15 protein-coding genes and 2 pseudogenes are annotated in these 15,731 nt (G+C 39.2%); 6 read left to right on the top strand and 11 right to left on the bottom strand.

Annotated elements, in window-relative coordinates; genetic code table 11:
- Position 1: 1 nt before the first annotated feature.
- From BFP77_RS04795 to BFP77_RS17505, 6 genes and pseudogenes are all read left to right on the top strand, one after another.
- Positions 2-916 carry a glutaminase gene (locus BFP77_RS04795; protein ID WP_099572924.1) on the top strand — a complete coding sequence of 305 codons (915 nt, stop codon included), beginning with the start codon at positions 2-4 and terminating at the stop codon, positions 914-916.
- Position 917: 1 nt separating this feature from the next.
- A complete protein-coding gene (locus BFP77_RS04790) occupies positions 918-1,739 on the top strand; it encodes a sugar nucleotide-binding protein (protein ID WP_099572923.1) in 822 nt (273 codons plus the stop codon).
- Positions 1,740-1,762: 23 nt separating this feature from the next.
- Positions 1,763-2,050: a 4a-hydroxytetrahydrobiopterin dehydratase gene (locus tag BFP77_RS04785; RefSeq protein WP_099572938.1), complete on the top strand. Its 288-nt coding sequence runs from the start codon at positions 1,763-1,765 to the stop codon at positions 2,048-2,050.
- Between the two features lie 78 nt (positions 2,051-2,128).
- Positions 2,129-2,836, top strand: a complete 708-nt coding sequence (locus tag BFP77_RS04780; RefSeq protein WP_099572922.1) for a YebC/PmpR family DNA-binding transcriptional regulator — start codon at positions 2,129-2,131, stop codon at positions 2,834-2,836.
- 234 nt (positions 2,837-3,070) lie between these two features.
- Positions 3,071-3,208 (top strand): HTH domain-containing protein, encoded by a 138-nt coding sequence (locus BFP77_RS17260; protein ID WP_257212867.1) that lies wholly within the window; start codon positions 3,071-3,073, stop codon positions 3,206-3,208.
- A gap of 356 nt (positions 3,209-3,564) precedes the next feature.
- Positions 3,565-3,782, top strand: a pseudogene (locus BFP77_RS17505) (IS3 family transposase); the annotation flags it as partial.
- Positions 3,783-3,880: 98 nt separating this feature from the next.
- Here the strand turns inward: BFP77_RS17505 and BFP77_RS16820 are convergent.
- The 11 genes and pseudogenes from BFP77_RS16820 to BFP77_RS04720 all read right to left on the bottom strand — a co-directional run.
- Positions 3,881-4,222 (bottom strand): annotated as a pseudogene (locus BFP77_RS16820) (IS982 family transposase); the annotation flags it as partial.
- Between the two features lie 121 nt (positions 4,223-4,343).
- A complete protein-coding gene (locus BFP77_RS04765; protein ID WP_257212866.1) occupies positions 4,344-4,757 on the bottom strand; it encodes a monoheme cytochrome C in 414 nt (137 codons plus the stop codon).
- A 71-nt stretch (positions 4,758-4,828) separates the two neighbouring features.
- Complete coding sequence (locus BFP77_RS04760) at positions 4,829-6,049, bottom strand: sulfite oxidase (protein ID WP_099572937.1); 1,221 nt, start codon at positions 6,047-6,049, stop codon at positions 4,829-4,831.
- Positions 6,050-6,169: 120 nt separating this feature from the next.
- On the bottom strand, positions 6,170-7,084 hold the full coding sequence (locus BFP77_RS04755; RefSeq protein WP_099572918.1) for a YeiH family protein: 915 nt from the start codon (positions 7,082-7,084) through the stop codon (positions 6,170-6,172).
- A 113-nt stretch (positions 7,085-7,197) separates the two neighbouring features.
- Positions 7,198-8,406, bottom strand: coding sequence for a DegT/DnrJ/EryC1/StrS family aminotransferase (locus tag BFP77_RS04750; RefSeq protein WP_180272310.1), 1,209 nt, complete (start codon positions 8,404-8,406; stop codon positions 7,198-7,200).
- A gap of 29 nt (positions 8,407-8,435) precedes the next feature.
- Positions 8,436-9,341 carry a LysR substrate-binding domain-containing protein gene (locus tag BFP77_RS04745; protein ID WP_099572916.1) on the bottom strand — a complete coding sequence of 302 codons (906 nt, stop codon included), beginning with the start codon at positions 9,339-9,341 and terminating at the stop codon, positions 8,436-8,438.
- 42 nt (positions 9,342-9,383) lie between these two features.
- Complete coding sequence (locus BFP77_RS04740) at positions 9,384-10,856, bottom strand: alanine/glycine:cation symporter family protein (protein WP_099572915.1); 1,473 nt, start codon at positions 10,854-10,856, stop codon at positions 9,384-9,386.
- 32 nt (positions 10,857-10,888) lie between these two features.
- Complete coding sequence (gene hisD, locus BFP77_RS04735) at positions 10,889-12,178, bottom strand: histidinol dehydrogenase (protein WP_099572914.1); 1,290 nt, start codon at positions 12,176-12,178, stop codon at positions 10,889-10,891.
- 91 nt (positions 12,179-12,269) lie between these two features.
- Complete coding sequence (locus tag BFP77_RS04730) at positions 12,270-12,653, bottom strand: Rid family detoxifying hydrolase (RefSeq protein ID WP_099572913.1); 384 nt, start codon at positions 12,651-12,653, stop codon at positions 12,270-12,272.
- Positions 12,654-12,674: 21 nt separating this feature from the next.
- A complete protein-coding gene (locus BFP77_RS04725) occupies positions 12,675-13,835 on the bottom strand; it encodes a threonine synthase (protein WP_099572912.1) in 1,161 nt (386 codons plus the stop codon).
- Between the two features lie 335 nt (positions 13,836-14,170).
- Positions 14,171-15,731: biotin/lipoyl-containing protein (locus tag BFP77_RS04720; protein WP_306475415.1), on the bottom strand; the 1,561-nt coding region annotated here is incomplete at its 5' end.

Below are 15,731 nucleotides of genomic sequence, written 5' to 3'. Positions count from 1 at the left end.
AATGCCAGATTTTCAAAAAAGCATTGATAGCATCTACAAGGAAGTACTCGAGAGTCCGGATAGTAGCACCGTGGCTTCTTATATTCCAGAATTAGCGTCTGTAGAAAGTTCCAAATTCGGGATTCACCTTATTGATACCAATCAGCATAACTATGCCGCTGGGAATTCTGGAGAAAAATTTTCTGTACAAAGTATTTCTAAAGTTCTTACGCTTTCCATGGCTTTAGGATTAATTGGCGAAAAGATTTGGAGGCGTGTGGACGTAGAACCTTCTGGGGACCCATTTAACCACCTTTCCCTTTTAGAGCAGGAAAATGGAATTCCTAGAAATCCGTTAATTAATGCTGGAGCCATCGTCATCGCTGATATTCTCGTCACCGAACTAGAAAATCCGAAGGAGGATTTCTTGACTTATGTTAGAAATTTGGCGGATGACACCAGTATTTCCTATGATGAGAAAGTAGCGTTATCCGAGAAAGGAACAGGTTTCAAAAATTATGCGGCGGCCAACCTTTTAAAATCCTATGGCAACCTTAGAAATGATGTTGAAGATGTTTTGGATTTTTATTTTCATCAGTGTTCCTTGAGCATGAGTTGCAAACAACTTTGTGATACGTTCTATCTTTTTATGAACAGGGGAAGATGTAAAAGAGATATTGGTTATCTGGATATTAATCAGATAAAGCGTATTAATGCGCTAATGCTCACCTGTGGGTTCTACGATGAAGCCGGCGAATTTGCCTTCGAGGTAGGCCTACCTGGGAAAAGTGGTGTAGGTGGGGGTATCGTTGCCCTACTTCCCAATGAATTCTGTGTAGCCACATGGTCTCCAGGTCTTAACAAGAAAGGGAATTCTGCACGCGGTATGCAAGCGCTTGAACGTTTAACTACGATGACCGAATTATCAATATTCTAGTTTGGAAAACAAAAAAGTCTTAATACTCGGTGGTAGTGGTTTTTTGGGGAATGCCATTTACAAAGAACTGCGTGGCTACTTTGATACTTATGGCACCTATTGCCATTCTGGAAGGACCTTTGAGTCTAATAAGCAGTTTATACAGTTCGACTTGAACGAAGACGATATCTTTCCGATTCTTGAGCGTATTAGGCCTACGACTATTATTTCTGCGTTGCGCGGAAGTTTTTCAGCTCAGGTTATTACGCATCAGCATATAGTGGAATACTTGAACAAAAACAACTGTACACTCTATTTCCTTTCTTCGGCCAATGTTTTTGATGCTTATAGTAAATATCCCTCTTACGAAAATGACAAAACACTTTCCGAAAGCGTCTACGGACGTTTAAAAATTAAAATAGAGAACATGTTGCTTAGACTCCCATCAAAAAAAATGGGTATATTAAGAGTTCCCATGGTGTTCGGTAATAGTTCCCCGAGGGTAAGGGAAATGAAAAAACAAATATTGGCGAACGAGCCGGTAGAAGTTTTTCCTAATCTAATTTTAAATGTGACCAACGACGATAAGCTTACGCAGCAGATTCATTATCTTATCAACAGAAATAAAACAGGGATTTATCATTTAGGAAGTTCAGATTTGGTACATCATGAAGATTTTATAAAAGAAGTTTTAGAACGTGTGGGAAATTTTAATCCTATCATCAAAAGGGTATACACCACCAATGACGATAGATACTTGGCCGTTCTACCAAAATCCAACAAACTACCTAAAAACCTGAGGTTTACTTACCAAGACATTATAGACCATCATGTTTTAAATTGATATTAATTGCAAAAAATATACAAATGGAAAAATTTACGGACAAACAAATAGCAGACTACCTAGGCCAACTTGAAGGTTGGGAATATGTTGATGGGGCCATTGAGACTACCTTTGAGTTCAAGGACTTTAAAGAAGCTTTCTCCGTCATGACTAGAATAGCTTTTGAATGTGAAGCACAAGGACATCATCCAGATTGGAGCAACGTCTATAAAACGGTAAACATAAGGCTCAATACCCATGATGCAAATGGTGTAACGGAGAAAGACTTTGCTTTGGCCAGAAGTATAGAAGATATTATTGAAAGTGATTAGATATACGTCGCTTACTACGCAGCTAAACAAGCATTCAATATTTTAGTACATTTGAAATTATAATCCTAAAGAAAACACATGGGAAGAGCTTTTGAATTCAGAAAAGCAAGGAAAATGAAGCGATGGGCAGCCATGTCCAAAGCGTTTACACGCATAGGGAAAGACATTGTCATGGCCGTAAAAGACGGAGGTCCCGACCCGGATTCCAATGCCAGATTACGAGCGGTCATACAGAATGCCAAGGCTGTAAATATGCCTAAAGACAATGTGGAACGCGCCATAAAAAGAGCAAGTGATAAAAGTCTTGGCGATTACAAAGAAGTACTGTTCGAGGGTTATGCGCCCCATGGTATTGCCATACTTGTAGAAACCGCAACGGATAATAATACTCGCACGGTTGCCAATGTGCGTAGCTATTTTAATAAATGTAACGGTAGCCTTGGAACATCTGGCTCGGTTGAGTTTATGTTTGACCATACCTGCAATTTTAGAATTCCCGCAGAAGGTATTGACCCGGAAGAACTGGAGCTGGAGATGATAGATTACGGTGCCGAGGAAGTTTTTGTGGATGAAGACGGTATTCTTATCTATGCTCCTTTTGAGAGTTTTGGTGCCATACAGAAAGAATTAGAAAACCGTGAAATAGAAATACTCTCCTCCGGTTTTGAACGTATTCCTCAAGTTACCAAAGCACTTACCGAGGAACAAGCCGCCGATGTAGAAAAACTTCTAGAGAAAATCGAAGAGGACGACGATGTGCAGAACGTATTCAACAATATGGAATGAGTTTTATTTATCTGATATTCAATAACTTACTTGAATTTTAGAAAATACGTTTTGTACATCATCATATACTTCAAGTTTCGTAGTTTTTGAATATTAATAAAAGTGTAAAAATCGGCGATAGTATACCACCATTGCCGGGTCGGGTCAAAGTGAACCACTAAAAAAAGTCGATTCTATTTGTAAAAGCCAAAGGTCTTTTTTGTTAAAAAGACGATGGCCAATAAACAAATAGACATGCGAAAAATAAAGCAGATATTCAGGCTCCACAGAGAGGGGGTCAGCAAGCGTGAGATAAGTTCCGGACTGGGAATATCGCGCAATACCATTACCAAGTACATTGCCTTTTTCAGGCGTTACCAGACAACCAATTAGGAGGTCTCTGCAATGACCCTGGAAGAACTGGACAAACTCTTCAAAACGAATCAAAAGCCCAAGAGCCAGCAGTTATTGACTCTCGAGAAGTGCTTTCCCTACTTTGACAAGGAGCTGTGTAAAACCAAGGTAACCAGACAGTCGCTATGGGAAGAACACTACGCAAAATGGACTTACTATATTTAACTGGACATAAAGTCAAGAGCATGTTAGATATTTAAATTAACTATAAAACATGTCAAGAGAAAAAAGAAATTACACCGAAGGGTTTAAGGAGAAAGCTGTGGAACTTAGCTACGCACATGGTAGCGTTTTCGAGATATGCAAGGAATTGGATATCCCTACATCGGTATTGAGGGGCACCAAGGATCAAAGCGAAACTTTCAAAAAGGGGTATCATGTTTCCAGACCAAGAGTGGCGGGGATAATGATGGTCAATAACCTGTTTGCCAGAAGAAAGCGCAGGTTCAAGGTTACAACGGACAGTGAACACAACTTTCCATTGGCCTGTAATATTTTGAACCAGAACTTTACGGTCTTTAGAAAGAACCAAGTCTGGTTGTCCGACATTACCGTGGGGTATAAAACCATAGAGGAATTTGAATAGAAATGTACAATCAAAAAACAGCAGCATGACTCTTATCCAATTGTCTACTTTTTTGTTGCAAGTCCATTGTGGCAGGCCTTCATGGGAAAGGAGTCGATGATGTATTTCATCCCGCAGCACATGTACTTGAATATCCTGCCTATGCGCAACAGGATGAACATCAAGGTTTCCTTGAGCTTGTGCAGACGCTTGGTGAAACCGCTCTTCTTGAGCATGTCGCCGAAGATATGCCTGCCCAAATAGTCCAACGAAAGCGTCTGGTCGCCACGGAAATAGAGTGCCGATACCAAGGCGGCGGTGATTACCTGTCCATCGGTGATTCTCCTGTTGCTATGTTCGTTATAGTTGATTTCTTTCAGTAAGTCGTTGACCAAAAAATATATTGCTATAACCTTGTCCAGGAGCATTTTGAGATGTTTTTATAGTTCGCACCATAAATTTACAAACTCATTGTGCTCCTCCTTTTTAGGAAACTCGGGTTAACTATTAGACGTGAAAAATCATTTTTTTTAGAAAATATTTAAGGTGCTATTCCAATACATACCAATCTACATTATCAAGATTTGAACGCCTACCCTTAAGCTCAGGGGGATAATTTAGCACTAAATAATCTATTATGATTTGTTCATTTTCCCCAAGCTCCCATAAATTTTGAGTTTTCTGCATCCATTTTATAGTTGCCCTCCATCGATCTTCATTCATTCGATTTTGTATGACCAGTTTTGCAGAATGGCAATTAGTGCAGTTGTTCACAACGGTCATATAACCATCAGAAGCCTTTAGTCCCGTTCTTACATGTATTCCATCTTTGACCATGTCATAAGCATCCTCCATTACATCGGGTTTTTTAACCAATTGATATTCTTCGGATAGAACTGATGATGAAATAGATAAGCTTTCATAATTCAGAAGATAAAAGAACAGGATAATTATGAAAGCCATAAAAACCCCGGTAAGTCTTAAAAGTCTTCTTAGAATCTTCAAACTTTTTTTAACTTTCTTTATCTTATTCATTATTCCACTTTAATCGCTATTCTATGACATGCATTATTTAGGTATCCTTTAGGGTTCCATCCAGGGACAATCATGGGCTGACTCACTCCTTGTGAATCGGTTGCTTTTGCCCATACTTCGTAATATCCCTTTTGAGGGAACAAAATCTCTGTTGAAAAATGTTGCCACGCCAATCTGTTAATCGGCTTTTCTAACTTACATTTAATCCAAGTAGCCCCAAAATCAATAGAACACTCAATCATAACTACTTCTAATTCGCCTGCCCAGGTATGCCCTCGTATTTCTAGATTTTTCCTAGATTTTAGTATGGCTCCAGATTTAGGATAAGTAATCAAGGATTTCACAGGCATTGATTCGATAATACACATATCTTCGTCCTTGACCACGGTTCCAGGTGCAACTGAATTACATGGTACTCTATAGGCATCACCGTTCATCTTTGCACCATCATGAACTTTGTCACGTATACTAATCCCATTTATCCATTTTCCAGATACGGATGCTGGCCATCCTCCAGCTACCAAGCGCAGGGGATAACCGTGCACCAAAGGGATTGCCTCCCCGTTCATTTTAAAAGCAAGTAAGGTTTCATCTTGATATGCTTTTTCAATGGGCATTCCACGGGAGATCGGTTCTTTGGAAGGATTTCCACTTAAATGTTTATCAGCAGCGTGATAACCAATATAAACAGCAGAATCTTTTACTCCGACATCTTCCAAAACATCCTTAAGCCTTATCCCAGTCCAACTTGCACAAGAAATCGCACCTAAACCCCATTGATTTCCCTTGGCAGGAGGATTGAACTCACTTCTTCCATTTCCTCCACACTCCAATGTCAATTGATAAGTATACTCCTTGAAACGAGTTTTTAATTCTCTCAATGTGTACGTTTTTTCATGAACCGCCGACTCACCATTAAAATGAACGGACCATGAATCCTTATTAATATTTTCTGGGATTTTACCATTGTTTCTAACGAACATTACATTATTGGGGGTAATAGTATCGTCTAACAAATGGGCTCTTGACTCTAAATTCCAAGGATTATCGTTTAAAATAATCATTTCATTGGTCTTATTGAACATTTTGAACGGATCAGGATCTTGCAGGCCTAATAGTCCATAACCCACGGGTAGGTTTCGTCCAAAAACAACATTCGCTCCCAATAATGAAGAGAGTGAAATTACCGTACTCTTTTTTATAAATTTTCTTCTTTCCATTAGCATCGTTTTATTCTTCTAAGACAATTTTCTCTAAAGTATACTAAATATTCTCGAGTTTCTTCAACAGATAAAATGCTGATAAAATCCAATTGAACTGAACTCTTTTTCTGTGCCACACTAGTTAAATGATACAATATAGCAAAGTGAAAAAACAGAAACTACAACCCATAAAATGCTTGCGAATACTATTGGTTTTGCACCTGTTTCCTTTATATCACTAATTGAAAGTGTGGTACCCACCAAGAATAATGATAGTAACATTAGTCGTTTGGACAAAAGAACAGCCATTTCAGAAAACTGGATGGGTAAAGCGCTAAAACTGTTGATGAGAATTGCGATAATAAAAGCCTGTATAAAATATGGTATAGCAACATTACTATCCTTATTTTTGAACAAGTACATGGATAGGAACGATAAAGGTATTATCCAGAGTACCCTGGAAAGTTTTACAGTGGTTGCAACCCTCAATGCTTCATCACCATAACCTAGTGCTGCGCCTACCACAGAACTTGTGTCATGTATCGCAACAGCACACCAAAGTCCAAATTGATACTGGGTTAGCCCAAATTGATGCCCGATAAATGGAAAAAGTATTAGGGCAATGGAATTCAATAAAAACACAACACCTAAGGCCAGACTAATTATCTTTCCATCAGCCCTTATTATGGGTGCTATTGCGGCTATTGCACTACCTCCGCAGATGGAAGTTCCTGATGTTATTAAATGTCCAAGTTTCTTGTCAAGGCCAAAAATTTTTACCAATAAAAAACCAAGTGTTAGGGTAATGATAATTGATAGAAGGGTTAATAGGAAACTATCACGACTTGTGGCTATAGTTTCACTAATGAACATTCCAAATCCCAAACCTACAACCGCAACCTGTAAGAGGTACTTTATAATCTTTTTAAGCTGTACTCTTTCGGGAAATATTATGGTGAAAAGAATACCGATTATGAGTGCTGTTGGGCTATTAACAAAACCAGTTAAAACCAAAATACCAAGGAGCACTAACGTTATTTTTTGAAATTTCATTATAGATTTTTTTGCATAGCTCACCTAGTACGAACAAAAAATGCGTACGAAGCTAAGATGAATTTGTCTTTAAATTATATGGAAACAGGAACGTTTCTAATTTCTACGAAATACTATGGACTTGATTTAATTTTCTGAATATCAATTACACATTCACAAATAATCGCTCCTATTTGAGCACAATCTTCAAGTGTAAATGTCAACGGTATTCTTAAATCGAATAATGTACTTAAAACACGATCGGTTTCCTTTAATTCTTCATAATCCAGATAGTTCCAGCTTTTATGATTACTTGTATAACCTATAGGTTTTTTATTACCAAACCACTTTATAACCACTCCCCGCTTGCGGCAGCGCTCCACCAGAAGTAATACTGCTTTGTTGCAAAAATCCGGTATCCTAAATTGGATGGAACTACCAACAAATTTTTCTTTTTTGGAACGTTGAGGAAGCTTGATACCATTCGTCTTTTTAAGAATTTTTTCAATTGTTGCATATCTTTCGTTCCACCGCTCACAATTACTTTGCAGTAGTTTCAACTGGGGTCTAAGAATTGAGGCTCTTAAATTATCCATTCTTCCACTGTAGTTTGGGCAAATCAGACTCATGGCCTCTATAAAATCTTCCTTTGGTGCAGCATTGTGCTGGTCATAGAATTGATAAGATCCAGAAAGAATAATTGCCCGAGCAATAAAATCTTTATTATTACTTACAATGATTCCACCTTCACCGGAATTCATGTGCTTGTAAGACTGGGTACTAAAACATCCTGCCAGTCCATAAGTTCCACTCTTCTTGGAATCCCATGCCGCGCCCATGGTATGGGCACAGTCTTCTATAAGTGTTACTTCGTATCTTTTCAATATTTTACAGAGAGATTGCATGTCTACTATATGTCCTCTCATATGCGATAAAAGAAGAACCCTAGAACCACTTGAAATTATTTTTTTCTCTAAATCAATCAAATCCATCGTTAAATCCTCCGTTGTTTCTATCAATACAGATTTTCCTCCTGCATTATGAATGGCGCCAGGAACGGGGGATAGGGTAAATGCATTCGTAAGTACAGGTTCGCCGGTTTGAAGTCCGAACGCAGCAAGTGAAATGTGCATGGCATAACCTCCTGATGCACAGGAAAGTACATATTTTACACCCATATACTCTGCATATTCCGTCTCAAACAAACTGGTCTCCGATACCTCACCATCGACAATATTGTAACGATGTATTCTACCGGATTTTAAGACATCGACCGCCTTAGCAATCGCCTGTTCGGGAATAGCTTCTTGCTGAGTGAATTTTTTTTGAAATTTAGCAACCATTATTTTTTATTTATTCCTGAATATAGCTTCTACCTATAGGATTGTTGTGACTTAGCCTCTCTAATGAACATTTTAACCAATCCCAATGGCTCTTCGCCCCTTCTCATAATCAGATTAAACTGTCTTTTGATTATAAGGCCATTTATGAAAACCTGACATAGTTCTTGATTATGAAGTTCTTTGGCTACCGCCATCTTTGATAAAAAACCGATACCAGTTCCCTGAGAGAGAAAATTTTTTAAAACCTCAATACCTCCTAATCGTATTCTCACGTTTAAGTCGGAAGGCTTCAACCCAACTTTTTTAAGTTCTTTTTCCAAAACCATTAACGTACCAGAGCCTACCTCTCTTAGCACCAGAGGAAGCTTCGGAATGTCTTCAATTTCTATGGTACGATTGGCATATTCATTCTTTGCGGAACAAATGGCGATTATCTCGTCGTCCATAAAGTGTTCGGAATGAACTTGTCTATTGTTCGAATGCCCTTCGGTTATAGCCAAATCAATTTCTCTCCCGAAGAGTGCTTTTAAAATACTGTCATTATTTCTATTTATAAGCCTGATATTGATACTCGGAAATTTCTCTATGTACTTGGAGATAATTTTTGGAAGCACATAAATTGACAAGGAAGTGCTCGAACCAATGGTTAATTGACCACTAAACTTAAATTCATCTTTTACTATTTCAACATCTGTCAGAATTTCAGTCTGTAATGCTTTGGCTTTTTTTAGGTGGTTATATAATTTTTTTCCAGCTAGGGTCAGTTTAATCTTATTGCTTTTTCTTTCCAATAGGGCAATACCGAGTGTCGATTCTAGATTCTTAACCTGTTTGCTTACAGCAGGTTGAGAAATACATAATGAATTTGCCGCACGTGTAAAACTTAGGTGTGTTGCAACCTCAAAAAAAACCAGATAGGGTAAAGAAATCATCATCTCTAAATTAAATTAAACACAGAGTTCACATTTTCAAACAAGCTATTCACTATGCATTTTTGTTTGATATTTATGCAATTCCTTTTTGACTAAAGGAGCCAGTAGGTATAGACCTACGATATTCGGAAATGCTATTAAGAATACCATTGCATCGGAAAATTTCAGAACCGATTCCAATTGAATAGTACATCCAATAACGGTAAATAGACAAAATATAATCTTGAAAATGTTTTTTGCCATTCTATTTTCACCAAACAGATAGGTCCATCCTTTAAGTCCGTAATATGACCAGGAAATGAGCGTTGAAAAGGCAAATAGTATGGCTATTACAGATAACGGTACTACTGACCAACTGAGCGTTGAAGCAAAAGCCTGTGACGTTAATTCTATGCCTTGAATATCGAGATTTTGCATTCCTGGTTCATAAACGGTCGTAAGAATTACCAAGGAAGTAATCGTACATATAATGACCGTATCAATAAATGGTTCCAATAGACCTACAAAACCCTCTCGGATAGGTTCATCCGTACGCACTGCAGAATGCGCTATTGCCGCTGATCCCATACCTGCCTCATTAGAAAATACAGCCCTTTGAAATCCTAAGATGATAACTCCGATTAATCCTCCTGCCATAGCTTTAGGAGCAAAGGCCTCAGTAACAATTGCGCTTAATGCCCAGGGTATCTTTTCTACGTTTATACCAATAATCAATAATGCGAAAATTAAATAAACTATGGCCATAAATGGAACCATGGTACTAGTAATACGCGCAATTCTTTTTAAACCACCGATAATAACAGAACCAACACCGAATGCTATAATTATTCCAAAAAGCCATCCCTTGTCAACAAAAAAACTATCTAGTGAGCCCGTTACAAATACGAACTGCTGAAAAGCTTGATTTGCCTGAAACATATTTCCTGTACCTAAGCATCCGATAACTATAGCAAAGGCATAAAAATAACCTAACGGTCTACCTATTTTTCCCAATCCAACATCCTTTAGACCTCTTTCAAGATAATACATTGGACCACCCGAAATAGTACCGTCCTTATTTATCTTCCTATACTTTACTCCTAAAACACATTCGATGAACTTAGTCGACATTCCTAACAAACCTGCTACGATAAGCCAAAAAACTGCACCAGGGCCACCAATCGATATTACTATGGCAACCCCTCCAATATTACCGATTCCGATAGTGCCCGACAAGGCGGTCATCAAAGCTTGGAAATAGGATATCTCCCCGTCGGAAGTTTTACCTTTAAAATCCCCTTTGACCACTTTTATTGCGTGACCAAATCCTCTTATATTTAAAAAGTTAAAGTAAAAAGTAAAGAAAGAAGCTGCTAGTATCAGCCAAAGTACGATTACAGGAACATCATAGTTAATAATCTTGACGGGATAGAAAATTATACTATCTAGCATATCCGCCAATGGGCGGAGCGCATTATCAACAAGTTTATCTAGACTAAATTCTTCTTTAATCAAGTAAAATAAATTACTATATCCCATAAATAGTCATTATCACTGGCTTTAAATATTACCTATTTATTTTTATATCTTCTAATTCTTAGGTCAGCTTGTTCCTTATGTCCCATGAAACCTTCAACTTCAGAAATTTTTGCGCAATATTGGCCTAATTCAACACTTGCCTCATCAGTCTCTACTTTTTGATAGGTACACGTCTTAAGAAATTTACCTACCCAAAGTCCGCCAGTATATCTCGCGGCCGCTTCAGTTGGAAGGGTATGATTGGTCCCAATGACTTTATCCCCATATGCGACGCATGTACGATTTCCTAAAAACAGAGCACCGTAGTTTGTCATATTTTCGAGGAAATAGTCAGGATTGGCGGTGTTCACTTGTACATGTTCGTTAGCAAGTTTATCTGCCATAGCTACCATTTCATCTAATGTATCAACCAAGATAATTTCGCCGTAATCTTTCCATGCCTTACCAGCTACGGACGCTGTGGAAAGGACTTTTAGTTGATTTTGAACTTCTTCCTCAACTGCGTTAGCAAGTTCTTTGCAATCAGTTAATAATATGGCTGCGGAATTTGGGCCGTGTTCTGCCTGTCCTAACAAATCTGTAGCGACCATTTCCACATCAGTTGTTTTATCTGCGATGATGAGCACCTCGGTTGGCCCAGCTAGTAAATCGATTCCTACTTTTCCGAAAAGCTGGCGTTTGGCCTCGGCAACATATTGGTTTCCTGGACCGACTATCATGTCGACCGGTGGCATTCCAACACAACCATAAGCCATAGATGCCAAGGCTTGAACACCACCAAGCACATAAATTTCATCTGCCCCGGCAAAATGCATTGCAGCGATAGTGGTCGGCGATGGCATTCCAGTTTTAGCTTCTGGAGGCGTACAGGCGATGACTGTTTTCACCCCTGCGACTTTTGCTGTAAGGATGCTCATCTGGGCTGATGCCAAAATTGGGTATCGGCCACCCGGAATATAGCAACCTACCGTATTCACAGGAATATTTTTATGCCCTAGTACAACGCCAGGAATGGTTTCAATTTCAATATCGTGCATGGAGGATCTCTGAATTTGGGCAAAACGACGTACTTGGGACTGAGCCCATTTTATGGCTTCAATCGTCTCCGATGGTACCATCTCAATCAATTGAAGTATTTCGTCTTCATCCAATTTGAAAGAATCAGGAAACCAGTTGTCAAATTTTTTGGATAAATCTCTAATCGCCTTATCTCCATTAAACTTTACCGTGTTCAATATTTCTTCTACTATGCGTTTCGCTTCATTATTGACCATGTCCGACTGTCGAACATCAATACCCTTTTTTATATATGTAATACTCATTTTTATATTTTCGGTTCAAGTCGACCTTTAAAATATTCGACAATTGTTAAATACATTCTAATATGCAGAATATCCAAAAACTTGTACGTAGTTAGCTAGTTTCGGCTATGCATTCAATTTCGATTTTTGCATCCATAGGTAAACGGGATACTTCGACCGTTGAACGTGCTGGCTTGTGATTTTCAAAAAAATCACTGAATATTTTATTAACGGCCGCAAAATCATTTAAGTCAGTAAGGAAGATGTTTACTTTGATTATGTTTTCGGCCGAACAACCTGCGGCTTCAATTACGGCTTCTATATTTCTAAAAATTTGACCTGCCTGCTTATCAACATCCTGACTAACCAGACTTGACTGACCGCGAACTATTCCGAGCTGTCCGGAACAAAATAATAGATTCGTATTGGTGGTTAATATGGCCTGAGCGTACGGTCCAACCGGAGCAGGTGCATTTTCGGTAAAGATTGTTTTCATATTATGTTTTATTTTTTACAATTAATCAAAACTGTCTAAGTACTTCAAAGAATTTCCAGTATTCAGCAAGAGTATCTTATCTTCCTTAGAAATTTTTCCCTCATCAGTAAGATTTAGGACTGCTTGCCAAATTGCTCCAGCTTCGGGCGCCATGGCAACTCCTTCTTTTTGTGCCAGTTCACTAGTTTTTGGAACAATTACGGCTTCGTCCACAGAAACACAATACCCATTGGATTCCTTGATAACCCTTGCAATTAAATCTTTGCCGAAAGCTACTGGCACCGCTAATCCAAAAGCTACGGATTCTCCATAGGATTCTGGAGTATTAGGACGGTCATTTATAAAATCCACAACTGGGCAACAGCTTGAAGATTGAACTGCGACCATCTTGGGCAAATCCTTGGCATCTAACCAGCCCATTTGCACCATTTCCTGAAAAGCAGTCCAAATCGCAATTAATCCAGTACCGCCCCCTGTTGGGTATACGATTACATCTGGAAGTTCCCAATTTAGTTGCTCCGCAATTTCGAATCCCATAGTTTTTTTACCTTGTAGTCTATAGGGTTCCTTTAAAGTGGACATATTAAAAGCACCTGTAGCCTTTTGAATTTCAACTGCCTTTTGTCCGCACTTATCGATCAGACCATCAAGAACAATCAGTTCAGCACCATAGAATTTAACTTCCTTTTTGAAAATCTCCGGTGTTATTGCCGGCATGATCACAGTACATTTAATCCCTGCAGCGGCACAATATGCGCTAAGTGCGCCTCCAGCATTTCCAGCTGTAGGCATAACAATTTCAGTTACACCGAGCCCCTTCGCCATTGAAATGGCCATACTTAAACCTCTGGACTTAAAAGACCCGGTGGGATTCAATTCTTCATTTTTCAAAAGAATTTTACTATAACCATAAGTTTTGGCTATTCTTTTTAAATCAAGAATTGGAGTCATTCCTTCCCCAAGACTCACCTTATGCTCCAAATTTTTCAATGGTAGGAATTCAGAGTATCTCCACATCGAGTTTTCCCTTCCTTTCAATTCAGACTTGTCAAATGTAGAACTCAAATCATAAGTCACTTCTAAAGGCTGATGGCAGCAAGTGGCGAATGTATTTAATTCGGTTAAATCGTAAACTTTCGAACAAGTTGGACAGTTTAAATTTTTTGCTTTTGAATTAATCATTGTCGGTATATTTTGAGTCAAAGATGCTTAAAAGAGCAAATTGAACCTAATACCGATTTTTCATGTCATATAACTTTTAGTTATAATGATTTGTATTTTGAAGTTTTTGTTAACCTATATAGTAATATATTCATAATAGTTAGGGGTAAGGTATTTAAGTAATTACGTATAAGGCAAAATCCTGACTAATTCGGATTAACATTCATTAGAAAATTTCATGAGGAAGAACTGATATCCACAACGAAAATAATATATGAATAAAATAAATATTTTAAGTTTATTTTCCATGGGTAAAGTCTCTTTAAAAATAAAATTATGTTTTTCCTTGGATGTACTTAATTCAAAATGATTATCAGATCATCAGAACCTACCAAAGCACCGGCTTCAATTAAAATTTGATCTACCGTACCATCGGAAGTGGCTACCACGGTACTTTCCATTTTCATGGCCTCGATTATGAAGAGCGGTTGGTTCTTTTTGATCTCCTGTCCTTCCTTCACCAAAACATCCGATAACGATCCTTGAAGCGGGGACCCGATATGTTTAGCGTTGGACGCATCGGCCTTCTTATTTTCCTTTTTGGTAACGTTGACCCTGGAATCCTTGATCAGCACATTACGTAGTTGGCCGTTTATTTTAAAAAATAGGTTCACTTGGCCGGCTTCGTCCGGTTCACCTTTCAACATCAGGGAAATCAATACCTTTTTCCCTTTGTCGAGCTCTACCATTATTTCCTCGCCCACTTGCATCCCGTAAAGGAAATTCTTGGTGGGGACATTGATTACGTTGCCATTTTTGACATGGTTGTTATATGCTTCCATGAAAACTTTGGGATATAGTCTGTAAGAAAGGAAATCCGTGATCTCGAGTTCCCTGCCCATCCCGTTTTTGAACATCCTTTTGAATTCTTTGAAATCCCTCTCAAAATCGATAGGTTCCAGATGGGCGTTAGGTCTGCCCGTATAGGGTTTTTCATCTTTCAGGACGATACTCTGTAATTTCGCCGGAAAGCCTCCGTAAGGCTGCCCTAGGTCACCCCTGAAAAAACTCTTTACGGACTCGGGAAATGAGATGGTCTCCCCTTTGGTCATGATATCATCTACCGTCAAGTCATTGCCGACCATGAACTGGGCCATATCGCCGACCACCTTTGAACTGGGGGTCACCTTCACGATATCCCCGAACATATCGTTTACCTGGCCGTACATCTTTGTAATGTCCGTAAACCTATCCTCTAGGCCCAGGGAAATCGCCTGCCCCTTCAGGTTTGAATATTGCCCGCCGGGAATCTCATGTCCATACACTTCCCCGGTACCGGACCTCAGGCCGGATTCAAAGGGATAGTAATAATTGCGTACGGCTTCCCAATAATTGGAATACGCCGCTAATTTTTCGGTGTCCATAGGGTTTTCCCGTTCATGGAACCGTAACATTTCAAGTACCGAATTAAAATTGGGTTGTGAGGTAAGTCCCGATAATCCGCCCAACGCAACATCGACGACATCCACTCCCGCTTCTATCGCCTTCAGGTAGGTGGCCGTTTGTATGGACGAGGTATCGTGCGTATGGAGATGCACCGGAATGTCTATTTCAGATTTCAATGCTTGAATCAGCATAAAGGCGGCATCCGGCTTCAACAATCCTGCCATGTCCTTGACCCCCAAGATGTGGGCCCCGGCATTTTCGATATCCTTGGCAAGTCTTATGTAATACCCCAGATCGTACTTTTTCCTTGAAGGGTCCAAGATATCGCCCGTGTAGCAGATGGACCCCTCCGCCAAACCTCCTGTTTTCTTGCGAACATGCTCTATACAAGGGGCAATGGATTCCATCCAGTTCAGGGAGTCAAAAATACGGAAGACATCGACCCCTGTCCTCCAGGCCTCCTCGACGAAC

The organism is Maribacter sp. 4U21 (genome assembly GCF_002742365.1).
Taxonomy (GTDB): Bacteria; Bacteroidota; Bacteroidia; order Flavobacteriales; family Flavobacteriaceae; genus Maribacter.
Note: the sequence above shows the minus strand (reverse complement) of the source record. Positions and strands in the feature narration are given on the sequence as shown.